Consider the following 25,441-nt stretch of genomic DNA (forward strand, 5'->3'; position numbering starts at 1 on the left):
ACCTATTTTTGCAACGCTTATAAATTGATATTAAAATATGGACGCTACTGCTGTTAGAACAGGCACAGAAGGCAAAACTTGGGGAGGCGATAGCCACCCGTTGAAAGCTAGCTACGGAAAAATGATGATGTGGTTTTTCATCCTTTCTGATGCACTTACATTCTCCGCATTCCTTGCCGCTTACGGATTTTCAAGATTTAAATACATGGACGAGTGGCCTATCGCCGATGAAGTGTTTACGCACTTTCCGTTTCTACATGGTGTAGATGCCCCTATGTATTACGTCGCGCTAATGACATTTATTCTAATCTTTTCTTCTGTAACAATGGTTCTTGCTGTTGATGCAGGTCATAGAATGAAAAAGAGTAGTGTTATCTGGTATATGTTCTTTACGATTATTGGAGGTATTATATTCGTAGGTTCTCAAGCTTGGGAATGGGCGAATTTTATTTCTGGTGAGTATGGAGCAGTAGAAACTAAAGCTGGGCGTATTTTACAATTTGTAAATGCTGAAGGAGAACAAGTTGCTTTAGAATCATTTGCAGTAGATCTTCCTACTGAAAGGGTTATGCTTACAAAAAGCGACGCACTCTGGTATGAATCTGATGCAACGTTACCAGATTTTTACTTAGAAGAGATTGTTGAGGGTTTCAAAGCAAATCCAGATTTATTAATACGTACAGAACTTCTTAATGAATCTAATGAGAAAACGATCTTATCACGTGCAGAATCACTTGAGCGCTTAGAGCGAGATGCTATTGGAGTGGTACAAGGAGCAAATCTTATTCACAATGAATATGGTCCTCCACTTTTTGCAGACTTCTTTTTCTTTATTACAGGTTTCCACGGTTTTCACGTACTTTCTGGAGTTATTATAAATATTATCATATTTATAAATGTAATTCTAGGTACTTATGAGCGTAGAGGAAACTATGAAATGGTTGAAAAAGTAGGTCTTTACTGGCACTTTGTAGATTTAGTTTGGGTATTTGTATTTACCTTTTTCTATTTGGTTTAATTATAAAAGAGATTCTGCTTTAGCAGATAAACAAAAGTATATATAATGGCACACGATACAGGACATAACGAATCAGCTACCAAAAGAATCTGGTCAGTATTTGGGATTTTATCAATTGTAACAATTGCAGAGGTTATTTTAGGTATTATAAGACCAGAATTTCTTATAGAAACTATGTTTCTTAGAATGCGTTTATTAAACTGGATATTTATAATTCTTACACTTTACAAAGCTTATTTAATTACTTGGGCATTTATGCACATGGAGCACGAGGCTAAGGGGTTAAGAAGAGCAGTTGTTTGGACAGGGATATTTCTTGTTTGTTATTTAATTTTTATTCTACTTACCGAAGGTGATTATATCTTTGGTGTATATCATAACGAATATCAAAGCTGGGATTTCTAAATTCTAAGCATAACGATTAAAAAAGACGGTTTGTACCGTCTTTTTTTATGCCTTATTTTTAAGGTGAACATTCTGTGGCTTAACTTTACCGAAGTAAATAATTTGTCTTAAAAGCAGTTGTATAATGAAGAAGTTTTTAGTGCTAGGAGTGCTTTTTATATTACCTATTGTTGCCTATTTATTCTTTGCTTCAGGTATTCATAATTTTGCAAAACTGCCGATAATAGAAAAGGAAATTCCGGAGCTAGACTTCACTGAAGAAGTTAAGTTTAAAGATAAAATTACAGTTCTTGGATTCTTAGGTACAACTATAGAACGCGACGGAGGTGATTTATTCAATTTGAACCAAAAAATATTCAAAACCTTTAGAGAGTTTGATGATTTTCAGTTTGTCTATCTTGTTCCTGAAACAATTGATGAAGCCGAATTAAAAAGTGTTGTTGATGAAATGAGTCTTCTGGTTGATATGTCAAACTGGTTTTTTATTCGTACTACACAGCAAGATATAGACGACACTTTTCAGAGTTTAAAATCTCCATATTCATTGCTTAATGATGGAGGCTCTCCATACATATTTATTATTGATAAATCCAGAAGTTTAAGAGGTCGTGATGATGATGAAGATTATGGTGTTTTGTATGGCTATGACAGTTCAGACATTGCAGAGCTAGCAAACAAAATGAAAGATGATGTTAAAATCATTCTTGCCGAATATAGACTTGCGCTCAAAAAAAATAATTCAGATAGAAAGATTTAATAATGAATAGAAAAAAAACCTATATAGGGATTGCCGTGATAGTTTTGGTGTTTGGTATAATAGTTATCCCTAAAATTATAGATCGCGTAATGAAAGGGGAGGTTGTAAAAAATGATCGCCTTAATGTTGTTGATGCTGATACGGTTGAAAACACCGGAGAGTTATCATATATTAATATAAACGGTAAGGATCGCAAAGTTCCTCACTTTGAATTTATTAATCAAGATGGTGATACTATAACGGAAGATACTTATAAGGGTAAAGTGTTTTTAGTTGAATTTTTCTTCACGAGATGTCCTACGATATGCATCCCGATGAATAAAAATCTCGTACGTATACAAAATGAATTTAAAGACAATCCAAATTTTGGTATTGCCAGTTTTAGTATCGATCCAGAATATGATCAGCCAGAGGTTTTAAAAGAATATACAGAGCAATATGGAATTACCGACCCAGATTGGAATTTAATGACAGGTGATCGTGAGAAAATATATGAATTAGCAAATGTGGGTTTTAATTTATTAGCCCAAGAAAATCCGGATATTGACGGAAATTTTCAGCATTCAGGTCTTTTCGCTTTAGTTGATCAAAACGGATTTATACGATCTCGTCGAGATGATTTTGGTAACCCATTAATATATTATCGAGGCTTTATTCCTGAAGGAACGCCAGAAACCGAAGAAGGTGAAACTTCTCAAATAGCAATATTAATAGAAGACATTAATAAATTACTCAATAAGAATAAGAAGAACTAGATGGAAGTGCTCGCTAAAAAAGAAAAGTTATATAACAGGTGGATTATTATTTTATCTATAGCTATACCGGTAGCTGTAGCATTTCTGTTTACAATACGTATACCCGGAGTTCCTCGCTTAGGTTTTCTTCCACCCATCTACGCGACGATTAATGGTTTAACAGCTGTATTGTTAATTGCTGCTGTTATTCAAATTAAAAAAGGAAATAGAGTAGCTCACGAAAATATAATGAAAATCTGTATCGGTTTATCATTGGTTTTTCTTGTTTTATATGTTGTCTATCACGCCACATCAGACTCAACAATATTTGGTGATACAAACTTAGATGGAGAACTTTCAAGTGCTGAAAATTCATCTATTGAATCTTTTAAATATATATATTACTTCATTTTAATTTCGCACATTTTGTTATCTATCGGGGTCATACCATTTGTGCTGGTAACTTATGTACGTGCAGTACTGGGCAAATTTGAAATGCATCGTAAAATCGCAAGAATAACATTTCCTATCTGGTTATATGTGGCGGTAACTGGTGTGATAGTTTATTTTCTTATATCTCCCTATTATCCCGCCTAATTCGGTTCTTATGAAAAAGATTTTCTTCTCCATAATATTTTTTGTTTTCACTCAGATTGCAAATGCGCAATGCGCAATGTGTCGCGCTGTTCTAGAAAGTGAAACTGATAACAGTATGGCAGAAGGTGTTAATAATGGGATAGTCTATTTAGCTGCAATTCCATATATATTAATGGGAGGACTTATCTACCTTATTTACCGAAGTCGTAAAAAAGCAGATCGTTAGGAACTAGATCATTCGTAGGTTTGGTTAATTCATCCTTTTTAAATTTTAAATTTCAATAATGCGTTATTCATGGATCGACTTTATTTAATTATCACCAGCTTTTTAAACTTGCACTGCTGTGCAGTAAACGCCTGGTTCTAAAATGCCGAAAAAATCTTTTTAAAAATTTAGAATAAATTGATTCTTCGTTGTAACACTTTTAGCAATAAGACTACTTATTGTACAGAATTACAATTATGAAAAAATTATTACTCTTTGTTTTTATAGTTATTTCTGCATCTTCCGGAATTGCACAACAACAAGAATGGACGCTGCAACAATGTATTCAACGTGCATTGGATGAAAATATACAAATACGTCAAGCCGAGCTTGATATAGAAGCTGCAAATATTGATAAGTCTGATGCAATCGGAAATTTTTTACCGAGTTTAAATGCAAATGCATCAGTCTCTAGAAATACGGGATTAAACTTCAATCCAACGAGTAACCTGGCAACTACAACTCAGTTTTTATCTGCTAGTGGTGGCATCAATACAGGATATACATTGTTTGACGGATTGCAGAATTTTAATAGAGCTCAACGCGCAAAATTATCGGCCCTTTCCGCTCAATACGGATTAGAAAAATTACAAGATGATATTGCTTTAGTGGTTGCCAATAGCTATTTGCAGGTGATTTTAAATAAAGAAAACCTTAAAGTTCTTAAGTCTCAAAATGAAGTAACCACTCAGCAGCTACAGCAAACTCAAGAGCTTGTAGATGGTGGTGTATCTCCACGAGGTGATTTGTTAGAAGTTCAAGCGCAAAATGCCACCGAAATTCAGAATATTGTTGCTGCAGAAAATGCAGTTCAAATATCTCTTATAAGCTTAGCTCAAACACTTTTAATAAGAGATTATAAAACATTTGATATCGCAGAAGGTGATTATGCTATCTATGGAGAGGAAATGCTATTGATGTCTCCTCAAAATATCATTGAGTCTGCTAAAGAAGAACGTAATGAAGTTAAAATTGCAGAAACTAACCTAGAGATTGCAGAAGAGGACGTTCAAATTGCAAAAGGCGCATTTTGGCCAACTATTTCAGCTTTTTTTGGTTACAATACGAGATATACAAATGCAACCTCCTTTAGGCAAGATCTCGATCAAAATAATCCTACAAGTATAAATGAAATAGGGTTTGTGCAAGCTACGGGGCAAACTGTAGTTGCAGAAACACCAAATTTTGTAACTGAGCTAGTGGGTGCCGATCCTTTTATAGATCAGTTATCACAGAATGATGGAGTAGGTTATGGATTGCAAATTAATATACCTATCCTTAATGGCTTTCAAGTACGTAATAGCGTAAAGCGGAGTAAGATAAATGCAGAACGTGCAAAAATCAATCTAGAACAGACAAAGCTTGACCTAGAATCTAATGTTTACCAAGCCTATCTTGATGCACAAGGAGCCCTGAAGTCATACGAAGCTGCGCAAAAAGCTGCAGAATCACAAGAATTAGCCTACTCCTATGGTAAAGATAGATATGAAGTAGGTCTTATAAATGCATTTGATTTTAGCCAGTCAAAACAGCGCTACGATAATGCACAGATTGACTTAAATAGAGCTAAATACGATTACATTTTTAAATTGAAAGTACTTGAACTTTACTTTGGTGTACCGGCAGATCAATTAAAATTTTAATTGATTAAAAGTAAATTTCAATAACAGGTTATATAATTACATACGATGAAAAAAAAGACGATCCTTATTATTTTTGGTGTTGCTGTAGTATTAATCCTTGCTTTAATAGGTGGAAAGAAAGCGGGATGGTTTGGTAAAACCGGAGAGTTCAAAGCTGTAGAAACACAGAAAATTGATCGCATGAACGTGGTTGAAACTGTTGCTGCAACCGGAAAAATTCAGCCAGAAGTTGAAGTGAAAATTTCATCTGAAGTTTCAGGAGAAATTATTGAGCTTCCGGTAGTAGAAGGTCAGCAAGTAGAGAAAGGAGATTTACTTGTGCGTATCAATCCAGATTTAATTCAATCTGCATTAACACAAGCTCAAGCTTCTTTACAAAACATAAAAGCTGGATTATCTCAGGCTGAAGCCACGCTTAAAAACGCAAAAGCTAATTACGAGCGTAACAAATCACTTTTTGAGAAAGGGGTGATATCTAAATCTGCGTGGGATCAATCTGTATCAGATTATGAGGTAGCTCAGGCAAATGTTAAGTCATCTTATTACAGTGTACAAAGTGCTGCGGCAAATGTTAACCAGTCTAGAGATAATTTATCTCGTACGACTATTTATGCACCTATTAGCGGTACAATATCTAGTTTAGATGTAGAATTAGGCGAGCGAGTTGTAGGAACTCAACAAATGGCAGGAACAGAAATTATGCGTGTTGCCGATTTAGGTAATATGGAAGTAGAGGTAGACGTAAATGAGAATGACATTGTTAAGATTAATATTGGTGATTCAACACGTGTTGAAGTAGATGCTTATTTAAAGAAACCATTTAAAGGAATGGTTACAGAAATCGCAAATTCTGCAGAAAGCAACTTAACTGCAGATCAGGTAACAAACTTTAAGGTTAAAGTGCGTATTCTTGAAAGTTCATATAAAGATCTAATTGAGGGTAAACCTGAAGCTTTCTCTCCATTTAGACCAGGTATGACTGCGACTGTAGATATTATAACTAATAGTGTTAAAGACGCTATTGCGGTACCTATTAGCGCTATAGTAATTAAAAATGATACGACAACATCTTCATTTGGTGACAATCAATACGAAGCGGTGTTTGTCAAAAACGGCGATAAAGCGATGGTAAAACGCATCAAAACTGGTATTCAGGATGATACTAATATAATCGTTACTACAGGCTTAGAGATTGGTGATGAAGTAATTACCGGACCGTATAACACAGTTACAAAATTACTTAAGGAAGGTGACCTCGTAGAGGTTAAAAAAGATGCTAAATTTGGGGCTTCGCAAGAAGACTAAATTATGGCACTTATACTTTGTATTGAAACTACAACTACTAATTGTTCTGTAGCATTAGCTAAAAACGGTAAGGTACTAGCTCTTAAGGAAGACATGGGACTAAATTATTCTCATGCCGAACGCTTACATGTTTATATTCAAGATGTGTTAAATGAAGCTGGCTTAGATACAAAAAAACTTGATGCAATTGCTGTAAGTAAAGGGCCGGGTTCTTATACTGGTCTGCGTATAGGGGTAAGTAGTGCTAAAGGATTGTCTTTTTCACTAAATATTCCGCTTCTCGCTACAAATACTTTAAAAGCGCTTGCAATGCAGGCAAGAACCGAAGATATAAAATATGTCATACCGGTACTTGATGCCAGAAGAATGGAAGTCTATAGCGCTATCTACGACAATAATTTTAAGGAGATACGAGAGATTCAAGCTCAGATTATTGATGAAAATTCATTTAAAGACTACTTAAATCAGGGCAAAACAATCTTTGTAGGTGATGGTGCAGAAAAACTAATTGATGTAATAAAGCACCCCAATGCTACATTTCAAACCGAAGCATTGCCATCTGCACGTGAAATGGCGGTATTAGCCGAAGCCAAAAACAAAATAAGCGACATCGAAGATGTCGCTTATTTTGAACCTTTTTACTTGAAAGATTTTCAGGTCAATAAGCCTAAGAAAAAATAGGTTTATTGCTTAGCTGTAAAAGAAGCTCCACTTTCATTGAAAACGTGAACATCTCGCTGTGGGAATGGTATGACGATACCTTGTTCTTCTAACCTTCTTTTACCTTCTTCTAAGATGTACCAGTGTAAAGCCCAGTAATCCTCATTTGTAGCCCAGAATCGTAGGGAAAGATTTACAGAGCTATCTGCAAGTTCGGTAACCACAATCATAGGTTCTGGATGCGGATCGTGTAAAACTGTCTCTTGCTCATTTACCAGTTGTAATAAGATTTCTTTAGCCAGTTTTATATTACTATCATAAGATATTCCCCAGGTTTGCGCATTTCTACGAATCCCTTGAGAAGTGAAGTTTATAATATTATCATTTGATAACTTACCGTTTGGAATAACTGCTTCCTGATTTCCAAAAGTAATCAGTCTGGTGTTAAAAATAGATATTTCTTTTACCGCTCCATCAACACCTTGAGCAGAAATCCAATCACCTACTTTAAATGGTCTCAAAAGTAAAATGAGTACTCCTCCAGCAAAATTTGCTAATGAACCTTGTAATGCAAGACCTATCGCCAAACCTGCAGCACCAATTACAGCAACAAGTGATGCAGATTCTACACCGAGTTGAGTAACTACTAAAACAAACAAAAGTATTTTAAGCGTCCAGTTTATTAAATCGGCTATAAATCGCTCTAGTGTTAAATCGTAATCTTTACGCTCAAAGAATTTCTTAACTAAGCGGTTTATAAATTTTATTACGTAGAAACCTACTACCAGCATTATGATTGCTGCTATAAGACTAGGAAGAAAATCTATAATCTTATCTCCAAATTTTCTGATATACTCTTCGTAATAGTCGGTATTTAATTCCATATAGTAATTTTAATTAGTTGCAAAGGTCTTGTATAGCGCAGATATAAAAAAAATTGAAATGTTTAAATAACGTTAATTGTTAATGTATCAGTTAGGTGTAACAAAAAAGTCCTGTATTCTAGAAAGAATACAGGCCTTTTAATATGTTAGAAGTGATTATTTTACTTCAAAAGTAATTTTAACATTAACTCTAAATTCTGATACAGTGTCTCCGGTTACAACAGCACTCTGTTCATTTACATATACAGAGCGTATATTCTTAATTGTTTTTGAAGCTTCTTTAACTGCATTTGCTGTTGCTTGCTCCCAGCTTTTATTTGAACTAGCTAATAATTCTATTACTTTTAAAATTGCCATAGGTATTGGTTTTATATATTAAAGTTGATTCTTTTGAATTTACGATAATAAGACCAGTTTTACAGTTTATTTTTGTTAATCTACTAGCCGTTAATAGCTTCGACACTATTAATTTTGCCTTTCAGCATTTCTTTTAGCATATTTTCGATGCCATTTTTTAATGTAAATGTTGAAGATGGGCAGCCACTACAAGCACCTTGTAATACCACTTTTACATTTTTTGTGTCAGGATCATAATTTTTAAAAAGAATATTTCCGCCATCACTTGCAACTGCAGGTTTTACATATTCTTCAATGATGTTTGCTATTTCTTTAGAAATATCATCCATTTCTTCAAACTGTGATTCTTTTTCTTGCTCTACAGCTTGAGGTGTTTTTTTAAAGTTTTCAGAAAGAATTTCTTTACCATCTTCAATGTAGTTCTTTATAAATTCTCTTATTTCCTGAAATACATTATCCCAGTCTGCAACGTCATACTTATGGATGCTTACGTAATTAGAATCCATAAAAACTTCCTTGACAAAAGGAAAGTTAAATAGTGCAGCAGCCAATGGGGCATTTTTGGCTTCGTCAATATTTTTAAATTCTAATGTTTCAGTAACCAACTTTTTATTAGTCACAAATTTGAGTGCAGCCGGGTTGGGAGTACTTTCTGCATAAACGGTAACCGGTACTTTTTTAATTGAATTTTCATCTTCAATTATAACAACACCGTTATCATTTAAAAAATCTTCAATTTGTTGAGATAATTCATTTTGAACATCGATCCAATCTACTATGCTGAATTTTTCGATTGCTACAAAATTTTGTGATATATATACCGTCTTTACAAACGGAAGATAAAATAGCTGCTGTGCTAACGGGGAGTTTTTTGCTTCATCAATATTTTTAAATTCGTAACTATTGTGATTAACTAAGAATGAATTTGCCTGAAATTTTTTAATTGCAGGATTTGATGTAGATTCTATAGAGATGCTAAATGTGCTCATACTTTAATTTTGATACAAATTTAGCTAATTTTGAAGTCTTATAATTTATTTTACAACGCTTAAAGAGTATCTACCCAATAAATTAATTAGCTTTACATCTTACGCCCTGTGTCTTAACGACCTAAAATACATATCATTATTTTGAAGAGATATATAGTATTACTTGTTTTGATTTTTGGTCAATATAGTCAGGCGCAGGAGGGAATTCCTGTCTACTGGGATTATCTAACAGAAAATCTTTATTTATTACATCCTTCAATGGCGGGAGCTGCAAATTCTAACCAGATTAGAATTACAGGCCGTCAACAGTGGTTTGATATTGAAGATGCGCCTAACTTATATACAGCCGCAGTAAATGGTAGAGTAGGAGATAAGGTGGGGTTAGGAGCTATTTTGTTTTCTGACGAGAATGGTAATTTTTCCCAGCGTGGAGTTTATACCACATTTGCTTATCATTTATTATTGTCCAGAAATTACATAGATCTAAATCAGTTGTCTTTTGGGCTTAGTGTAGGTCTTTTGCAAAATACACTTGATGAGAGTTCTTTTGATCAAACTGATTTTGACCCTATTATTACTGGTGGTAGTCAAACAGATAATTACTTCAATGTTGATCTGGGAATGTCTTATTATTTTCTTGATTTCTATGCGCACGCAACCGTCAAGAATATTCTTTCTAGAAATCGCGCCATATTTACACCAGAGTTAGAATCCACAAATCAACGTCGTTATCTGGCATCTGCCGGTTACGTTTTTGGGAAATTTAATAGTCCGTGGAGTTATGAACCATCTTTAATGTTTCAAGCTACAGACGAGACTAAAGAGGTTACATTAGATATAAACGGAAAGGTCTATCATAAATTTGATTGGGGAAAATTATGGGGTGGTTTATCCTACCGAAGAAACTTGGATGGTGCGCAATATCTTAATAGTGATGGCGCAGTTATGAATCAAAAATCTCAATACTTAACACCATTTATCGGTGTGACGTATGGTAATTTTTTAGTTGCCTATACGTATACGTATCAACAAAATGATATTGTAATCTCTAATGGATTTCATCAAATTACATTAGGTTATGATTTTGGAAAACGTAGAGAGCAATATGAATGTAATTGTCCGGCGATAAATTAAAATTCTAAATACTCCACACTTAGATCTTTGTGTTTTTCAGAATGCGTAAGCTTGCTTAATACTGTTGTACTTGCATTACTAAACAGTAAATGATTTACAACATCGTTATGTGGGTTTAAGAGATTATTTGTAATAAGTATATTTTTTGTCTGTAGAGCAACAGCTTGTCCAGAATCTATAATAGTTACATTCTTTGGTAAAATAGTACGTAAAACAGGTATTAGATAAGGGTAATGACTACATCCTAAAACTAAATAATCTATATTTTGACTTAACATAGGCTGAAGATATACCTCAAGTAATTCGTGCATTTCTTCAGATTCTATTTTATCTGCTTCTATAAGCTCTACTAAGCCTTTGCCTACCACTTCAATTACTTTCAGGTCTGATGCGTATAGACTAGATGTTTTGTGAAAGAGAGCGCTACTAAGTGTTCCTTTTGTGGCGAGTATTCCTATTGCTTTACTTTTTGATGCCAAGGCAGCCGGTTTAATTGCTGGTTCGATACCTATTATGGGTATTTTATATTTTTCTCTCAGGATTTCTATGGCGTTTGTAGTAGCTGTATTGCAAGCGACTACAATAATCTTGCAATCTAGATTAATTAACTTCTCCGTATTTTTAATAGACAGCTCTATAATCTTTTCAGCAGATTTTTCACCATATGGAGCATTCGCTATATCTGCAAGGTAAATAGTGTTTTCATTTGGTAAAGCTTTAATTATTTCTTTCCAAATAGAAGTGCCGCCTACACCACTGTCAAAAACGCCTATAGATTGTGAGTTTCTCATAAACCAAATATAAAAAAACTGCCCTACCGAAATTAAGCGGTAGGGCAGTTTTATAAAAGTTATTTTGGTGTGCTTAGATACCTAAATCTTTCTTTACATCAGCCATAAGGTCGTAACCGTCTGCTAAAATTAAACCAGTACCTGTAGTGCTGTCTAAAACGTATTTGAAACCTTTTGCACGAGCAACTTTCTGGATTGCAACACGCGCTTTCTCTACGATAGGCTGTAAAGCTTCAGATTCTTTCTTTTGAAGATCTCTCAAAGCATTTTGACGGTATTCCATTATTTTATTACGAGTTTGCTCAACTTCAGATTGACGTTGTAGGTTTGTCTCGTCAGTTTGGCTAGTCGCTTCATTTCCGTAACGCTCCATAGTTTTCTTCAGTTCGTTAGCCATATTTGTCATTTCGGCATCATACGAACTTTGTAATTTTTCTAAGTCAGCTTGTGCTTGCTTATACTGTGGCATTGATGTTAACAATTCTTGAGTAGCTATGTGAGCAACTTTAAGATCTTGAGCCTGCATAAATCCTGTTGTTCCTAAGATTAAAGCTATGGCTACAACTAGGGTTTTAACGTGTTTCATTGTAAGTAATATTAAGTGTTTAATTATTTAAGTATTGAGATGCCATTCATAAAGCCTAATGGCGAGGCGTAATTTTAATTAATTGAATCCTTTATCTTTTTACGTGATTCTAATATAGAATCTTTTCTTCTTTGTCTTTCTTCTAATATTTGTTTTCTGCGTTGTTCTGGAGTTAATACTCCTTCACTGCTTGATCCAGCTTCTGGTAAACCCGGTGGATTGCCAGATGATTTTGATCCATTTCGTACATTTTTAATTGAATCTTTCTTACGCTGACGCTCATCTAATAGTTGCTGTCTACGATCATCAAATTCTTTTTGCTTTGCAGCTTGTATAGAATCCCGTAATGCACGGCGTTCATCAACGATACGATCTCGCTCAGATTGCTTTGCTGCATCTTCAGCTTCTCGTGCTTCACGTTCTCTTACTTCATCCAGATTTAGAGATTCATCACGCTCTAACTGAGCTTTGTCTGCTTTATTATTTACCTGACTTCTCTTAGATGATCTTTTAATACTCAATAAAACCTGATCACTAATGTCATTACGCTTATCTGCATATAACATAACTAGCTCTTCAGACTTATCAAAAACAAAGTCATATTGTCTGTTTGCTGAAATCTCCTGTACTGCATTAAAAACTTGATCTTGAATAGGCTCTACTAAAACGCTTCTCTGTTTTATGAGATCACCCTGAGGTCCAAATCTTTTCTGCTGATATTCTAATATTTCATTTTGGAGAAATCGAATTTCATCTTCTCGTTCTTTAATAAGTTCTTGAGTTAATAAAACACGTTCATTGTCTAGAGCGGTCTTCATTAAATCTATCTCCTTAGTCTTTTTTTCAATTTCATCTTTCCAACCTGCCACGCGCTTATCTAATTGTACTTGCGCTTCTTGATATTCAGGAACATTTTCTAAGATATAGTTCATATCTACATATCCAATGCGAATACTACGTTGTGCTTCTGCCAAGAATCCCGTAAATAATACGGTTAAGCTTAGTAAAATAACGTTGTTTCTCATAGACATTAATATATTAGAAAATATCGTGCCAAATTAAAATTGTTGTCCAATTATAAAGTGTGTTTCCCATCCGTTGGGTCCGCCTACTGTTCCAGGAATTGGATCAAATCCATAACCAAAATCTATTCCTAAAAGACCAAAAGCCGGCATATAGATACGTACACCTGCTCCCGCAGATCTATTCATTAAGAACGGATTGTAATCTTTAAAATTATCAAATGACGATCCTGCTTCTCCAAAAACTAAAGCATAAATAGATGCCGAAGGTTTTAAAGTGATAGGGTAACGCAACTCAAATTCAAATTTATTAAAAACTGTAGCACCATCACTTGCATCTAAGCTAGAATTATCTACACGGTCTTGTGGAAGTACAGATTGATTAGGATAACCACGTAAACGTATAACTTCACGACCATCTAGTGCATAACCACCTAAACCATCACCACCTAAGAAAAAGCGGTCAAAAGGAGGTATGCCTCTATCATTATTGTATGCTCCTAAGAAACCAAATTCTACTTTAGAACTTAAAACCAATTTACCTACTAATGACGTAAACCATTGTCCTTCAAATTTAACTTTATAGTATTCTAACCAGTTAAAACGTTCCTGATCTATTTCTGAAATTTCCGTTTGATCTGCTACAGGATCTAAAGAAGCACGAGTATCAGCTAACTCTTTATAGTCTGTACCGTTCCACAATGAATAAGGAGGTGTAAGCTTTGCAGTTAAACTGAATTTAGATCCAGTACGTGGGAATATAGGGTTAACGTCACCTTCATTTCTTGAGATACCTACTGTGTACGCTAAGTTTTCTGAAGATCCATTACCAAATGTAAATAAGCCTACATTATAATTTCTCAAATCAAAATGCTGAAAACTTATAGCATGTGAAATTGTAAAATAGTTATCTGGTACTTCAAGACGTTTAGCAAGACCTATAGATCCACCAGTAATTAAGAATCTACTGTCTTTATCTGGTCTAGCAGTATTGCCACCATTAAAGTTATAGCGATATTGGATACTGTGAGAGAAGCTCAATTGCAACTGCACTGGCTTTTTACCTCCTAACCAAGGTTCAGTTAAGGAAGCGCTATACGTTTGGTAATAGGTGCTAGCCTGTGCTCTTAAGCTAAACTTTTGCCCATCACCCATGGGTAAAGGCTGGTAAGCATCTTTATTAAATAAGTTCTGAATCGAGAAGTTATTAAAAGATAGTCCCAGTGTTCCTACAAATCCACCACCACCATAACCACCTTGTAATTCTATCTGGCTGGCACCTTGCTCTACTAATGCATAGTTAATATCAATAGTGCCATCGTAAGGATTAGCATTTAAAAATTGCGGATTTAACTGCTCAGGATCAAAGAACCCAGTTTGACCAAGTTCTCTGGTAGTTTGTAATACTGCAGCCTGACTGTAGCGCTGTCCGGGACGTGTACGTAAGTTACGGTAGATAACACGATCTTTAGTTTTATCATTACCTGAAATTGTAATACGATCAAAATAAGCAAGCTTACCTTCGGTAATACGTATCTCAAAATCTATTGTATCGTTCTCAACATTTACTTCTACAGGATTTATAGAAGAGAATAAATAACCGCTATTCTTATAAAGATTAGAAAGGTCGTCTGCATTAGGATCTCCATCCTTAGAAATACGTTCTTTTAATAAAACACCGTTGTAAACATCACCTTTTTCAAGACCTAATTGGCGAGCAAGTTCTCTATCTGAATACACAGTGTTACCTAGAAAGTCAATATCTCCGATGTAATACTTATCACCTTCTTCAAGACTTAATTTTAATGTAATAAGGTCTTCACCACTATGAATTAAAGTGTCTGTAACAATTCGCGCATCTCTAAATCCGTTTTCTTTGTATTTATCAACGATTGCTACTTTATCTTCATCGTAGTTTTCAGAAATATATTTAGAGCGTTTCCAGAAACGAATAAGATTCTTCCGCTTTGTATTCTTCATTTGCTTGCGCAACTTAGCATCAGAAATTTGCTCATTACCTATAAACTCAATGTCCTGAATTTTAACACGATCACTTAATTCTACATTTACTAACATATCTACACGTTGTGTATCTGTAGTGTCTGTAGTAGGTCTGGTCAAAATGGTGACCTTTGAATTTAGATAGCCTTCTTTCTTATATTTATTTTCAATATAATACTTGGTTTTGGTTATCAGGTTTTCAGTAACCTTAGTTCCTTTATTAAGATCATTATCTTTAATGATGTCTTTAGTTTTCTTTTCCTTAATACCAGTTATAGTAACCTTATTAAGTTCAGGAACTTCTTCAATCTCAAATTTAAGATCTACTTTGTCCCCATTAATAGTAGCGTAAAGATTTATATCGCTAAAAAGATCTAGATCCCATAGTTTTTTAATCACATTACTAATACGATCTCCGGGGAGATATACCATATCTCCACTCTTTAAGCGAGTAAAAGCAATTACGGTTTGCTCATTATACTGCTTAGCTCCTACAACAGAGATAACGCCTATCTCATATTGCTTTCCGTTAGAAACTGGTAAATCATTTTGTGCTGTTGCTGTTGTAAAACTTATACAACTTAGTAAAAAGGCTAAAATTACCCCTGTTTGTTTAGCCATCTGCTTAGTTAATTTGCTCACTCGTCTTTCCAAATCGTCGTTCTCTTTTCTGATAATTATATATTGCTTCGTACAGATGTTTTCTTGTAAAATCTGGCCAGAGCACTGGTGTAAAATAGAGCTCGGCGTAGGCTATTTGCCACAATAAGAAATTACTTATGCGTTGTTCACCGCTGGTGCGTATAAGTAAATCTACATCTGGCAAGTCATGAGTGTACAAATGTTCCTTAATGACTGCCTCATTTATTAAATGTGGCGAAATTAGGTTATTTTTAACTTTAAGACTTATTTCCTGCACTGTTTTTACCAGTTCTTCCCTTGAGCCGTAGCTCAATGCCAGCGTTAATCGTAGTCGTGAATTTTTTTTTGTTTTTTCTTTTACCTCTTCCAGCTCGCGCTGTGCTTTTTCTGGTAAGCTCGAGAGATTGCCAATAGCATGAAGAGATATATTGTTGTCTTGAAGTGTTTTAATTTCTTTTTTTAAAGAAGAAACTAAAAGTTTCATCAGAGTGTCAACTTCAAACTTAGGTCGGTTCCAGTTTTCGGTAGAGAATGCATAGAGCGTTACACAAGCAACACCTAGTTCTGCACAAGCTTCTATAGTTTCTCTAACTGCCTTTGTACCTTTCTGATGTCCTTTAACGCGTAACAATCCTTGGTTTTTAGCCCAGCGACCATTACCATCCATAATAACAGCAATATGCTGTGGCAGTTTATCGTGATCTATTTCGTCTAAAAAATCCATTATTTATACTTAAAAACCGCAATAGCACGGCTGTCGTCCAAAGGTATATGTTACGGTAAGACCTGTAAACATATACCAGTCATTATTATTTATATTTCCAAAAGAGCTACTTTCTCCATCTCCTAAATAGCTTCCGTCCAGATTATTTGTAAATGTATAGCGTGCTCCAAGCTCTGCTGCTACAATAATAGAATTGGTTACCAGAGCTTTAAATCCTACAACCATAGGTATTGCAAAATTTCCTTCAGATCCTATATTTACAAGTTCATCCTCAGATGTGTCTAGTCTAAAAACGTCGTGGTAAAAGTAGGTAAATCCCGTATATAAATAAGGGGTGGCAGGCTTAGTAAAGCTATTATGTAAATCATAATCCCAGAAGGTATATTCTATTCCCAGAGAAGCTTCAACAAAGGTTGAATTAAATTCGTAATCCCGCTGCTGTCTCCTTGGGTCGTCACTTGCGTCATCTGCAGCTTCCAGATTTGCAAAGACTACACTAGCTCTAAATGCGTGTCGCGGACTACGATTCCATTTTGCAATTCCTCCAATAAAAGGGGCGTTTGGAGCGATGTAGTTAGATTTGCCCACATCACCTATAAAATTTGTACCCCCACCATATAAGCCTATTTCATAGGTTTGTGCTTCAGTTAATAAGCTGCTGAAGAGTGCAATAATGATAGTGGATAAATACCGCATAGGTTTTAAAAATTTGCAAATATAGCAATATTGTTTACGCAGACTCAAAAATGATTCTGTGGTCTTTTGTAAACCAATTAAGTACGATTTTATTGTTTAGTTGCGCTTGTCTTCTCCCCAAAGTAATTTTTTTCTTAAGGTAGTTAGAAAAGTATCTTCCTCAAGAAGTACCAATTTTATCTTGAATGAAGCTTTTGTGAGGGTAATCTCAGTTTCAATAGGTAATGTAGCAATCCTGGAGTCTAAGGAGACCAGATGTTCTTGTTCTCTACCGCTTACAATTAATTTAATTTCTGTAGCATCAGGCACTACAATAGGTCTTGCGTTTAAATTGTGAGGAGCAATAGGTGTAATTATAAAACTTGATGTCATAGGTGTAATTACAGGTCCTCCACAACTTAAAGAATAACCTGTAGAGCCTGTAGGAGTTGATATAATAAGACCGTCTGCCCAGTAATTTGTAAGTTTTTCCCCATTCAAATAGGTGTCTACAGAAATCATTGAAGTTGAGTTTTTTCTGCTTACCGTAACTTCGTTTAAAGCAAAATTTAATTCTTCAAAGTTTTCATTGGGTTGGGATGTTTTAATGGCAATAAGTGAACGTTCTGATATGCTATAATTGTTTTTCAAAATTTCTTCTACAGAGCTTACCAATCTTTCTTTCTGAACAGTTGCTAAAAAACCCAACCTACCAGTATTAATACCTACAATAGGAATATTTAAATCACGAACATAAGTTACGGTTTGTAGAATTGTACCATCTCCTCCTATACTAAAGAAGAGATCGTAACTTGTGTCTAATTCTTCAAAAGTGCTAAAATGAGAGTATGTTTTACTAATGTCATCATTTTCATGAATGAGACGCAGAAAGTTCTCCTCAATAATAACTTCTACACCTTTTTGATCCAATAAGTCAAGTAGCTGTTGCACATAATGTCCAGAATTCTCGTGATAAAATTGGCCGTAGATACCTACTTTCATATGGGGATTATATATTTAGGTATTTTTCAAGATACTGAGAACGCTCTCGTAAATCTTTTATGAATGCATCTTCTTGATGTTCTGAAATTACAATATAGCCATAACGTCTAAAAGCTTGAAGAATGGTATTGAAGCTCGTGTTGCCGCCTATTTTTATTGAAATTTGAGCGACATCGTTTTTTATTTTTGAAATAAAAGCTCCCAATACCTTACCGTCATTACTCTCTACTATCTGACTTATTTCGCTAAAGCTATAATCGTGAATACCGTGTTCTATAACTAAGATGCTTCCGTGTTCATTTAAAAACGGGGTATTATTAAAGTAGGTCATTACATCGGCCAGCTCATAATATCCTAAGTATCCTCGTGTACTCTCATCAAGTACCGGCATTAAATTGGTATTATTCTGAGCAAATGCTTCTAATACATTAAGCCAATTAGTATCTGTACGCACAAAAAAGATCTCATACATATGTGCATTATCGGCTATTATTTCTTCTGCTTCATGGCAATGCACATCATTTTCATTAAGACAACCTACATAAACTGAATTTCTTATAATAGGGACATGAGAGTACGTTGTCTGAGTAAAAAGATCTTGCGCATCTCCCATTAGGAGGCGCTCATCTAAAGGATCGATATCTTTAATTATGAAGTCAGTTATTTTCATAGCTTCTGCTAGATGCAATTTAATTAAAAAAAAATAAGGTGTTAGCCTGTGCTACTTCGTATTTTTGTAAGCAAAGTTACAATTATTGAAATGACAAAATTAAGTGTAAATGTTAATAAGATAGCCACATTGCGTAATGCACGTGGAGGAGATGTTCCTAATCTTATCAAGACAGTAAAAGATATTGAGCGCTTTGGAGCACAAGGCATTACAATACATCCGCGTCCAGATGAACGTCATATACGTTATCAGGATGCCCGCGATTTAAAAGATGTAGTTACTACAGAATTTAATATTGAAGGTAATCCGGTAGAAAAATTCATAAATCTTGTTTTAGAAGTTCGTCCTGAGCAAGTGACACTCGTGCCAGATTCTGTAGATGCAATTACATCTAATGCAGGTTGGAATACGGTAAAACACAAGATTTTTCTGAAAGAAGTTATAGAAGAATTTAAACGTAACGGCATACGCACGTCGGTTTTTGTAGATCCTATTCCTGAGATGATCGAGGGTGCAAAACTTATAGGTACAGATCGCATAGAATTATATACTGAAGATTTTGCAACTAAATTTAAAAATGGTCAGCTAAGTGCAGTGAAACCATATGTAGAGGCTGCTTTACTTGCTCAGGATTTAAATTTAGGTTTAAACGCTGGTCACGATTTGTCTCTAGAAAACATTCAGTTCTTTTCTGAAAGTATTCCAGATTTATTAGAAGTTTCTATAGGTCACGCGTTAATTGCTGAAGCGCTTTACGACGGACTAGAAAAAACCATAAAATCTTATTTAAAAGCCTTAGATAAATGATTTTACACAGCAACATTTCTGGTTCTGGAAAAGCTTTTGTTATCCTTCACGGATTTTTAGGGATGGGTGATAACTGGAAATCACTCGCCAGCCAGTTTGAGGAAGCAGGTTATGAAATGCATCTGGTAGATCAGCGTAATCACGGTAGAAGTTTTCATGATTCCGTTTTTAATTATGAGGTACTTGCAGATGATTTAAAGGCATATTGCGAAGCAAAGAATTTAAAAGAAATTATTTTATTAGGTCACTCTATGGGTGGTAAAACAGCAATGCTTTTTGCTATTCGCTATCCGGAGTTTGTAGATAAATTGATTATTGCAGATATAGGTCCTAAGGAATACCCACAACATCATCAGCAAATTTTAGAGGGACTTCAAGCATTATCTGCTAGTAAAGAAGCACGGTCATCTCGTGGTGATGCAGATGCTTTTTTAGAAAATTATATTCAAGATTGGGGAACGAGGCAATTTTTGCTGAAAAATTTATATTGGCAAAAAGATAAAACACTCGCCTTGAGAATGAATCTTCCTGTTCTGGTTAAAGAAATTGAGTCAATAGGAGAGGCTTTGCCTACTCAAACTATCTATGAAGGAGCAACTTTGTTTCTTAAGGGAATGAAATCCAAGTATATTTCTCAAGATGATGAACATCTTATACATGCACATTTCCCAAATGCCGAAATAAAAGGTATTAAAGATGCAGGACATTGGCTTCATGCTGAAAATCCTGAAGACTTTTATAAGGAAGTTATGCAATTCTTAGGCTAAGTGCTTGTGGTATAAAACATACATAAAGGGAAGTAAATTTCAGTTTAACCAATCTAAATAGAGGCTATAGTGGGTTAAATCATTAAATTCTACGTTAGAGATTAATAAATTATTAAGAATAGTTATTACAACTCCCGAATTTTTCATAAAATTGCTTTCACAGATTTATTATGCATACATAATAAATATCGTGATAAAAATGCTTAAAATTTGTTAGATTCATAATTTTAGCTATTTAATTATTAGATTTTAATTTTTAACCCCCTTTAAAGCATGAAGAAAATTTTATTTACGTCTTTATTCTTATTCTCCTGTGCGATAACGTTTGCGGGAGGTTATAGAGTAGGACTTCAAGGGCAAAGAGCTCTTGCGATGGGTCACACCGGTGTGGCTTACGTAAACAGTGCTGAGATTGCATTTTTTAATCCGGCTGGTTTGGTTTTTTTAGAAAATAAGATTAACGTTTCAGCCGGTGGGTTTGGCGTTTTTTCTGATGTGGCTTGGCAAAACACAAGTACAGGACAGTTCTCAAATACAGACAGTTCTGCGGGTACTCCATTTTATTTATATGGTTCTTATGCGCTAAATGAAAGATTCAGTTTAGGTCTAGCAGTCTATACACCTTACGGTAGTGGTGTAGAATGGCCTACAGATTGGGCAGGTTCACATCTAGTTAATGATATTGATCTTGCGGCTATTTACATTCAACCGTTAGTTTCCTTTAAAATTAATGATAGATTTAGTGTAGGGGGTGGTCCTATTTTTGTGACTGGTAGCGTTAACTTTAATAGAAATGCAAACAGAACTCTTACAGATTTAGAAGGTAATCGCTCTAACATTACAGTAGATGATTCTGGTGTTACAAACTGGGGTTGGTCTGTAGGTACACTATTTAATGTAACAGATGATTTAAGTATAGGTGCAAGTTACCGTTCTGAAATTATTTTAGAATCTACTGAAGGAGTTGCGACATTTGCCAACTTTCCAGACTCTCCGCTAGTTCCAGATAATGGTGAGACAAGTTTTGAAGCTTCTCTTCCTTTACCAGCAGAGCTTACGGTAGGACTGTCTTACCAGCGTCAGAAATGGGCATTCAATTTTGATTTTACCCGTACTTTCTGGGATGTATATGAAGATTTAGATATCGTTTTTGGAAATGGTCAAGAATCTATAAATCCACGTAATTATGACAACTCTTCTATTTATAAGTTTGGATTTGCCTATCAGGCGAGTGAGAAATTTTCTTTGAGGGCAGGTTATTATTATGACCAGACTCCTATACGCTCAGGATATTTTGCTCCAGAAACTCCGCGTAATGATGGTCACGGTTTTACCGCAGGTCTTTCTTATGCGATTTCTAACAATTTTGCTATTGATGCATCTTTCTTGTATTTGAGATTTGAAGAAATTGATGAGTCATATGATTATGTGAGTGATGGTTCTTCTTTTGGAGGTACTTACAAATCAAGTGCATTTGCTCCAGGAATTGGTGTGACATATAAAATGTAAACTAGCTAGATCATGAAAAATTATATAAAATACTTAGCTTTATCAGCCGTGTTTCTTACAGCTTGTGAGGCCGAATTTGAAAATGCTATCGAAGATGGTGGTGTTTATACAAATGGCTCTGCAGACTTTTCAAACTTTGTTTCAGTAGGTAATTCGCTAACCTCTGGTTATGCCGATGGAGCTTTATATATTACAGGGCAAAACACGAGTTTTCCTAATATATTAGCTGGACAATTTGCATTAGTAGGCGGTGGTGAGTTTAAGCAGCCTCTAGTAAATGATAATCTTGGGGGACTCTTAGCAAACGGCACTCAAATAACAGAAAATCGCTTTGTACTTGCAGTAGGTGCTAATGGTAATCCGGGGCCTGTGCGACTAAGTGGTACACCTACTACAGATATCTCAAATTTATTAAGTGGTCCATTTAATAATATGGGCGTTCCTGGAGCAAAGAGTTTTCATCTTGTAGCTCCTGGATATGGTAATATAGCGGGAGTTGCTACTGGTGCATCTAATCCTTATTTTGTACGTTTTGCATCAGAGGCTAATGCTACAATAATTGCTGATGCTGCTGCACAGCAACCTACATTTTTCTCGCTATGGATAGGTAATAATGATATTCTTAGTTATGCAACCAGTGGTGGAATAGGTGTTGACCAGAAAGGAAATTTAAATCCTGCAACTTATGGGGCTAATGATATTACTGATCCGCAAGTTTTTGCAAGTGTGTATTCTCAAGAAGTAAGTGCACTAATGGCATCGGCTACAGGCGGTGTTTTATTTAACATTCCAGACGTTACTTCTATACCATATTTTACAACAGTACCTTATAATGCGATTCCTTTAGATGCTGGGACAGCTTCAGTAGTTAATCAGGCCTATGCCCAATACAATGGTGGAATGTCGCAGTATGCAACATTAGGATTTATAAGTACAGAAGAGCGTGACGCGCGCACGATTAACTTTGTTGAAGGTCAAAATGCTGCTGTAATTCTTGATGAAAGTCTTACAAATTTACCTAATCCAGCGGCTCCAGGTACGTTTTTACCTAAATTAAGACAAGCTACGCCAGATGATCTTTTTGTTTTGACAGCTTCTTCAATATTAGGGACATTAGTAGATCCTAACGACCCTTCAAGCGCAATAGGAGTAGGTTCTCCAGTAACAGATCAATTTGTTTTAACACCTTCAGAACAGGCATTAGTAGTAGCTGCTCAGGCTTCTTATAACGCAACTATTGCTGCTGTAGCTCAGGCAAATGGCTTAGCCCTTGTAGATGCTAAAGCAATTTTAAGTCAGCTTGCAAATGGTGGAATTAGCTTTGATGGAGGGACGCTTACTTCAACATTTGCAACAGGTGGTGCTTTCTCTCTAGATGGTGTACATCCTACACCTAGAGGATATGCATATCTTGCAAACCAGGCAATCCTGGCAATTAATGCAACCTATGGTTCTACAGTGCCTATGGTTAATATAGGAGATTATAATACAGTGACTGCAAGTCAAAGTAATTAATCATTATTTAGAATACTATTTTGTAAAACGCTACTCGATTGAGTAGCGTTTTTTTTATTTTAGATATCTAAAACAGAACTATGAAAACACTCGTAAAATTATTACTAACTGCAATAGCAGTTATTCTCTTAGGTTATTTGTTACCTGGTGCAAGTGTAACTCCATTTATGACTGCTTTACTTGTAGCAGTTGTACTAGCGCTATTAAGGCTCATTGTAAAGCCTATACTTGTGGTATTAACATTACCTATAACCGTGTTAACCTTAGGTATTTTTCTTTTAGTTATTAACGCTATAATTATATTACTGGCAGATTGTTTTGTAACTGGTTTTGAGATAGATGGATTTTGGTGGGCATTAATTTTCAGTCTATTCTTATCGCTGTTTCAAACCATCTTGTTTGCTTTAATTAAAGAGGAATAAAAGGCAACTGATGGTCAAAGTATTAAAACTTTGTAAGGATGTAAAAAAGATGTACTTTTGCACTCCAAATTTTATAGGAAAATTCCACTAGAAGATGAATATTACACGAGAGAATATTGACGAGTTAAATGCAGTACTGAAAATAGATATTGCAAAAGAGGACTATACTGAGAAAGTACAAAAAGTGCTTAAAGATTACCGTAAGTCTGCAAATATACCTGGTTTTAGAAAAGGTCACGTGCCTATGGGTCTTGTTCAGAAACAATATGGTAAGGCAATATTAGTTGATGAGGTTAATAAGCTCTTACAAGAGAATCTTCAAAAATATTTAACTGAAGAGAAACTGGATGTTTTAGGTAATCCTTTGCCTAAAGATCAGGGTGACTTAAACTGGGAATCAGATGACTATTCATTTGAATTTGAATTAGGATTAGCTCCAAAGTTTGAAGTTGATCTTAAACCTAAAAAAGCGATCAAAAACTATAAGATCATCGTTGACGATGAGATGATAGAAAATCAGATTAAAACGATTCAAAAGCAATTCGGAAAACTTACAAACAAGCAAGAAGTTGCTGCAGGTGACGAAGTTTCTGGAAGCTTTGTGAACGAAGAAGAAGGCTTTGAAAAGAAAACTACATTTGAAGTAGATAAATTAAAAGGAAAGGCAAATACATCTGCGTTTGTAGGTGCAAAAGTTGATGATGTTGTTACCATTTCTACAAAAGGTCTTTTTAAAGAAGCTGGTGATTACAGGTCATTTTTAGGGTTGTCTGAAGAAGAAGCTAAAGAAAAAAACCTTGAGGTTTCTTTTAAAATAGAAGAGGTTAACAATAGAGTAGCTGCTGATTTAGATCAGGATTTGTTTGATAAATTATACGGTCCTGGAGTAATAAGCAGTGTTACCGAATTGAAAGAGAAAATTAAAGAAGAAGGTGAAGGCCAGTTTAAGCAGCAGAGTGATCAGCAATTGCTTAATGATGTTACAGAAGCTTTAATTGAAAATACAGAGTTTGATCTTCCTGCAGAATTTCTTAAAAAATGGATTCAGCGTAGCGGTGAGAAAGAACTTACTGTAGAGCAGGCAGAAGAAGAATATGCACGTTCAGAAAAAGGTTTACGTTACCAGCTTATAGAAGGTAAGGTAATTGCAGACAATAAATTGCAAATCACTTTTGAAGAGATTAAAGCGTTTGCAAAAGAAATGATTAAAGCGCAAATGGCTCAGTACGGTCAAACGGATCCTGCAGATGAAGAGCTAGAAGGTATTGCTGCACGTATCTTAAGCAATCAAGATGAAGTAAAGCGTCTTTCTGAGCAGCTTATGAATAAGAAGTTACTTGACTTCTTCAAAGAAAATGTAAAATTAGAAGAGAAAGAAGTGACCTTTGACACGTTTGTGAAAGAAGTCTATAACTAGTAATTCTCTGATATTAATAGTATATTTAGGCGTTTTAACTGTAAGGTTAAGACGCTTTTTTTTACTAAGTATCTAAAGGTGTTACAAGCACCTTTTTTAATGAAATTTAATTTTAGGATTTAGTGAACCTAGAACTTTGAAAA

At 35.0% G+C, this 25,441-nt stretch carries 27 protein-coding genes; 16 read left to right on the forward strand and 11 right to left on the reverse strand.

Annotated features, from left to right (window positions below):
* Nucleotides 1-37 precede the first annotated feature (37 nt).
* The 9 genes from DSM00_RS02285 to tsaB all read left to right on the forward strand — a co-directional run bounded on the left by DSM00_RS02285 (nucleotide 38) and on the right by tsaB (nucleotide 7,405).
* Nucleotides 38-1,018, forward strand: coding sequence for a cytochrome c oxidase subunit 3 (locus DSM00_RS02285; protein WP_128756397.1), 981 nt, complete (start codon nucleotides 38-40; stop codon nucleotides 1,016-1,018).
* Between the two features lie 45 nt (nucleotides 1,019-1,063).
* The gene (locus DSM00_RS02290; RefSeq protein ID WP_128756398.1) at nucleotides 1,064-1,423 is read left to right on the forward strand and encodes a cytochrome C oxidase subunit IV family protein; all 360 of its coding nucleotides are present in this window, start codon (nucleotides 1,064-1,066) and stop codon (nucleotides 1,421-1,423) included.
* Nucleotides 1,424-1,547: 124 nt separating this feature from the next.
* Complete coding sequence (locus DSM00_RS02295; RefSeq protein WP_128756399.1) at nucleotides 1,548-2,180, forward strand: hypothetical protein; 633 nt, start codon at nucleotides 1,548-1,550, stop codon at nucleotides 2,178-2,180.
* Between the two features lie 2 nt (nucleotides 2,181-2,182).
* Nucleotides 2,183-2,935, forward strand: coding sequence for an SCO family protein (locus DSM00_RS02300; RefSeq protein ID WP_128756400.1), 753 nt, complete (start codon nucleotides 2,183-2,185; stop codon nucleotides 2,933-2,935).
* Entirely contained in the window at nucleotides 2,936-3,511 is a 576-nt protein-coding gene (locus tag DSM00_RS02305) for a DUF420 domain-containing protein (RefSeq protein WP_128756401.1), read from the forward strand. It begins immediately after the preceding gene.
* A 10-nt stretch (nucleotides 3,512-3,521) separates the two neighbouring features.
* Nucleotides 3,522-3,737: a hypothetical protein gene (locus tag DSM00_RS02310; RefSeq protein WP_128756402.1), complete on the forward strand. Its 216-nt coding sequence runs from the start codon at nucleotides 3,522-3,524 to the stop codon at nucleotides 3,735-3,737.
* Between the two features lie 236 nt (nucleotides 3,738-3,973).
* Nucleotides 3,974-5,419 carry a TolC family protein gene (locus DSM00_RS02315; protein ID WP_128756403.1) on the forward strand — a complete coding sequence of 482 codons (1,446 nt, stop codon included), beginning with the start codon at nucleotides 3,974-3,976 and terminating at the stop codon, nucleotides 5,417-5,419.
* A gap of 45 nt (nucleotides 5,420-5,464) precedes the next feature.
* Complete coding sequence (locus tag DSM00_RS02320) at nucleotides 5,465-6,724, forward strand: efflux RND transporter periplasmic adaptor subunit (protein WP_128756404.1); 1,260 nt, start codon at nucleotides 5,465-5,467, stop codon at nucleotides 6,722-6,724.
* Between the two features lie 3 nt (nucleotides 6,725-6,727).
* On the forward strand, nucleotides 6,728-7,405 hold the full coding sequence (tsaB, locus tag DSM00_RS02325) for a tRNA (adenosine(37)-N6)-threonylcarbamoyltransferase complex dimerization subunit type 1 TsaB (protein ID WP_128756405.1): 678 nt from the start codon (nucleotides 6,728-6,730) through the stop codon (nucleotides 7,403-7,405).
* Between the two features lie 2 nt (nucleotides 7,406-7,407).
* Here the strand turns inward: tsaB and DSM00_RS02330 are convergent, their stop codons facing one another.
* From DSM00_RS02330 to DSM00_RS02340, 3 genes are all read right to left on the reverse strand, one after another.
* Nucleotides 7,408-8,268, reverse strand: coding sequence for a mechanosensitive ion channel family protein (locus DSM00_RS02330; protein WP_128756406.1), 861 nt, complete (start codon nucleotides 8,266-8,268; stop codon nucleotides 7,408-7,410).
* A gap of 156 nt (nucleotides 8,269-8,424) precedes the next feature.
* Complete coding sequence (locus tag DSM00_RS02335; protein WP_028377472.1) at nucleotides 8,425-8,625, reverse strand: dodecin family protein; 201 nt, start codon at nucleotides 8,623-8,625, stop codon at nucleotides 8,425-8,427.
* An 83-nt stretch (nucleotides 8,626-8,708) separates the two neighbouring features.
* Nucleotides 8,709-9,614 (reverse strand): NifU family protein, encoded by a 906-nt coding sequence (locus DSM00_RS02340; RefSeq protein ID WP_128756407.1) that lies wholly within the window; start codon nucleotides 9,612-9,614, stop codon nucleotides 8,709-8,711.
* Between the two features lie 141 nt (nucleotides 9,615-9,755).
* Between DSM00_RS02340 and DSM00_RS02345 the strand changes: the two genes are divergently transcribed.
* Nucleotides 9,756-10,748: a PorP/SprF family type IX secretion system membrane protein gene (locus DSM00_RS02345; protein ID WP_449543900.1), complete on the forward strand. Its 993-nt coding sequence runs from the start codon at nucleotides 9,756-9,758 to the stop codon at nucleotides 10,746-10,748.
* Here the strand turns inward: DSM00_RS02345 and murI are convergent.
* From murI to DSM00_RS02385, 8 genes are all read right to left on the reverse strand, one after another.
* Nucleotides 10,745-11,539 (reverse strand): glutamate racemase, encoded by a 795-nt coding sequence (murI, locus tag DSM00_RS02350; RefSeq protein WP_128756409.1) that lies wholly within the window; start codon nucleotides 11,537-11,539, stop codon nucleotides 10,745-10,747. The genes DSM00_RS02345 and murI overlap by 4 nt on opposite strands.
* A 73-nt stretch (nucleotides 11,540-11,612) precedes the next feature.
* Nucleotides 11,613-12,125 (reverse strand): OmpH family outer membrane protein, encoded by a 513-nt coding sequence (locus DSM00_RS02355; protein WP_128756410.1) that lies wholly within the window; start codon nucleotides 12,123-12,125, stop codon nucleotides 11,613-11,615.
* 74 nt (nucleotides 12,126-12,199) lie between these two features.
* The gene (locus DSM00_RS02360; RefSeq protein ID WP_128756411.1) at nucleotides 12,200-13,150 is read right to left on the reverse strand and encodes an OmpH family outer membrane protein; all 951 of its coding nucleotides are present in this window, start codon (nucleotides 13,148-13,150) and stop codon (nucleotides 12,200-12,202) included.
* A gap of 33 nt (nucleotides 13,151-13,183) precedes the next feature.
* Nucleotides 13,184-15,769 carry a BamA/OMP85 family outer membrane protein gene (locus DSM00_RS02365; RefSeq protein ID WP_206633779.1) on the reverse strand — a complete coding sequence of 862 codons (2,586 nt, stop codon included), beginning with the start codon at nucleotides 15,767-15,769 and terminating at the stop codon, nucleotides 13,184-13,186.
* Between the two features lie 4 nt (nucleotides 15,770-15,773).
* Nucleotides 15,774-16,514 carry an isoprenyl transferase gene (locus DSM00_RS02370; protein ID WP_128756413.1) on the reverse strand — a complete coding sequence of 247 codons (741 nt, stop codon included), beginning with the start codon at nucleotides 16,512-16,514 and terminating at the stop codon, nucleotides 15,774-15,776.
* Between the two features lie 9 nt (nucleotides 16,515-16,523).
* Nucleotides 16,524-17,210, reverse strand: a complete 687-nt coding sequence (porG, locus tag DSM00_RS02375) for a type IX secretion system protein PorG (RefSeq protein ID WP_128756414.1) — start codon at nucleotides 17,208-17,210, stop codon at nucleotides 16,524-16,526.
* 96 nt (nucleotides 17,211-17,306) lie between these two features.
* Nucleotides 17,307-18,191 carry an NAD kinase gene (locus tag DSM00_RS02380; RefSeq protein ID WP_128756415.1) on the reverse strand — a complete coding sequence of 295 codons (885 nt, stop codon included), beginning with the start codon at nucleotides 18,189-18,191 and terminating at the stop codon, nucleotides 17,307-17,309.
* A gap of 7 nt (nucleotides 18,192-18,198) precedes the next feature.
* The gene (locus DSM00_RS02385; RefSeq protein ID WP_128756416.1) at nucleotides 18,199-18,861 is read right to left on the reverse strand and encodes a CBS domain-containing protein; all 663 of its coding nucleotides are present in this window, start codon (nucleotides 18,859-18,861) and stop codon (nucleotides 18,199-18,201) included.
* A gap of 90 nt (nucleotides 18,862-18,951) precedes the next feature.
* Between DSM00_RS02385 and DSM00_RS02390 the strand changes: the two genes are divergently transcribed.
* The 6 genes from DSM00_RS02390 (at nucleotide 18,952) to tig (ending at nucleotide 25,298) form a co-directional block, all read left to right on the forward strand.
* Nucleotides 18,952-19,668, forward strand: coding sequence for a pyridoxine 5'-phosphate synthase (locus DSM00_RS02390; RefSeq protein ID WP_128756417.1), 717 nt, complete (start codon nucleotides 18,952-18,954; stop codon nucleotides 19,666-19,668).
* A complete protein-coding gene (locus DSM00_RS02395; protein ID WP_128756418.1) occupies nucleotides 19,665-20,435 on the forward strand; it encodes an alpha/beta fold hydrolase in 771 nt (256 codons plus the stop codon). Before DSM00_RS02390 ends, DSM00_RS02395 begins: the two co-directional genes overlap by 4 nt.
* Nucleotides 20,436-20,708: 273 nt before the next feature.
* Nucleotides 20,709-21,944: an OmpP1/FadL family transporter gene (locus tag DSM00_RS02400; protein ID WP_128756419.1), complete on the forward strand. Its 1,236-nt coding sequence runs from the start codon at nucleotides 20,709-20,711 to the stop codon at nucleotides 21,942-21,944.
* A gap of 12 nt (nucleotides 21,945-21,956) precedes the next feature.
* Complete coding sequence (locus tag DSM00_RS02405; RefSeq protein WP_128756420.1) at nucleotides 21,957-23,459, forward strand: SGNH/GDSL hydrolase family protein; 1,503 nt, start codon at nucleotides 21,957-21,959, stop codon at nucleotides 23,457-23,459.
* Nucleotides 23,460-23,539: 80 nt separating this feature from the next.
* Nucleotides 23,540-23,881 carry a phage holin family protein gene (locus DSM00_RS02410; RefSeq protein ID WP_128756421.1) on the forward strand — a complete coding sequence of 114 codons (342 nt, stop codon included), beginning with the start codon at nucleotides 23,540-23,542 and terminating at the stop codon, nucleotides 23,879-23,881.
* Between the two features lie 94 nt (nucleotides 23,882-23,975).
* Nucleotides 23,976-25,298: a trigger factor gene (gene tig / locus DSM00_RS02415; RefSeq protein WP_128756422.1), complete on the forward strand. Its 1,323-nt coding sequence runs from the start codon at nucleotides 23,976-23,978 to the stop codon at nucleotides 25,296-25,298.
* The last annotated feature ends 143 nt before the right edge of the window (nucleotides 25,299-25,441 follow it).

This window comes from Leeuwenhoekiella aequorea (assembly GCF_004104375.1).
In the GTDB taxonomy this organism is placed as follows: Bacteria; Bacteroidota; Bacteroidia; order Flavobacteriales; family Flavobacteriaceae; genus Leeuwenhoekiella; species Leeuwenhoekiella aequorea.

Coding starts and splice junctions, on each gene's coding strand:
- murI (WP_128756409.1), bottom strand. CDS start 11,539: ATGAGAAACTCACAATCTATAGGCGTTTTTGACAGTGGTGTAGGCGGC.
- DSM00_RS02390 (WP_128756417.1), top strand. CDS start 18,952: ATGACAAAATTAAGTGTAAATGTTAATAAGATAGCCACATTGCGTAAT.
- DSM00_RS02285 (WP_128756397.1), top strand. CDS start 38: ATGGACGCTACTGCTGTTAGAACAGGCACAGAAGGCAAAACTTGGGGA.
- DSM00_RS02410 (WP_128756421.1), top strand. CDS start 23,540: ATGAAAACACTCGTAAAATTATTACTAACTGCAATAGCAGTTATTCTC.
- DSM00_RS02315 (WP_128756403.1), top strand. CDS start 3,974: ATGAAAAAATTATTACTCTTTGTTTTTATAGTTATTTCTGCATCTTCC.
- DSM00_RS02300 (WP_128756400.1), top strand. CDS start 2,183: ATGAATAGAAAAAAAACCTATATAGGGATTGCCGTGATAGTTTTGGTG.
- DSM00_RS02320 (WP_128756404.1), top strand. CDS start 5,465: ATGAAAAAAAAGACGATCCTTATTATTTTTGGTGTTGCTGTAGTATTA.
- DSM00_RS02295 (WP_128756399.1), top strand. CDS start 1,548: ATGAAGAAGTTTTTAGTGCTAGGAGTGCTTTTTATATTACCTATTGTT.
- DSM00_RS02305 (WP_128756401.1), top strand. CDS start 2,936: ATGGAAGTGCTCGCTAAAAAAGAAAAGTTATATAACAGGTGGATTATT.
- DSM00_RS02360 (WP_128756411.1), bottom strand. CDS start 13,150: ATGAGAAACAACGTTATTTTACTAAGCTTAACCGTATTATTTACGGGA.
- DSM00_RS02310 (WP_128756402.1), top strand. CDS start 3,522: ATGAAAAAGATTTTCTTCTCCATAATATTTTTTGTTTTCACTCAGATT.
- DSM00_RS02335 (WP_028377472.1), bottom strand. CDS start 8,625: ATGGCAATTTTAAAAGTAATAGAATTATTAGCTAGTTCAAATAAAAGC.
- tsaB (WP_128756405.1), top strand. CDS start 6,728: ATGGCACTTATACTTTGTATTGAAACTACAACTACTAATTGTTCTGTA.
- DSM00_RS02290 (WP_128756398.1), top strand. CDS start 1,064: ATGGCACACGATACAGGACATAACGAATCAGCTACCAAAAGAATCTGG.
- DSM00_RS02400 (WP_128756419.1), top strand. CDS start 20,709: ATGAAGAAAATTTTATTTACGTCTTTATTCTTATTCTCCTGTGCGATA.
- DSM00_RS02340 (WP_128756407.1), bottom strand. CDS start 9,614: ATGAGCACATTTAGCATCTCTATAGAATCTACATCAAATCCTGCAATT.
- DSM00_RS02405 (WP_128756420.1), top strand. CDS start 21,957: ATGAAAAATTATATAAAATACTTAGCTTTATCAGCCGTGTTTCTTACA.
- DSM00_RS02330 (WP_128756406.1), bottom strand. CDS start 8,268: ATGGAATTAAATACCGACTATTACGAAGAGTATATCAGAAAATTTGGA.
- DSM00_RS02380 (WP_128756415.1), bottom strand. CDS start 18,191: ATGAAAGTAGGTATCTACGGCCAATTTTATCACGAGAATTCTGGACAT.
- DSM00_RS02355 (WP_128756410.1), bottom strand. CDS start 12,125: ATGAAACACGTTAAAACCCTAGTTGTAGCCATAGCTTTAATCTTAGGA.
- tig (WP_128756422.1), top strand. CDS start 23,976: ATGAATATTACACGAGAGAATATTGACGAGTTAAATGCAGTACTGAAA.
- DSM00_RS02385 (WP_128756416.1), bottom strand. CDS start 18,861: ATGAAAATAACTGACTTCATAATTAAAGATATCGATCCTTTAGATGAG.
- DSM00_RS02370 (WP_128756413.1), bottom strand. CDS start 16,514: ATGGATTTTTTAGACGAAATAGATCACGATAAACTGCCACAGCATATT.
- DSM00_RS02395 (WP_128756418.1), top strand. CDS start 19,665: ATGATTTTACACAGCAACATTTCTGGTTCTGGAAAAGCTTTTGTTATC.
- DSM00_RS02365 (WP_206633779.1), bottom strand. CDS start 15,769: ATGGCTAAACAAACAGGGGTAATTTTAGCCTTTTTACTAAGTTGTATA.
- porG (WP_128756414.1), bottom strand. CDS start 17,210: ATGCGGTATTTATCCACTATCATTATTGCACTCTTCAGCAGCTTATTA.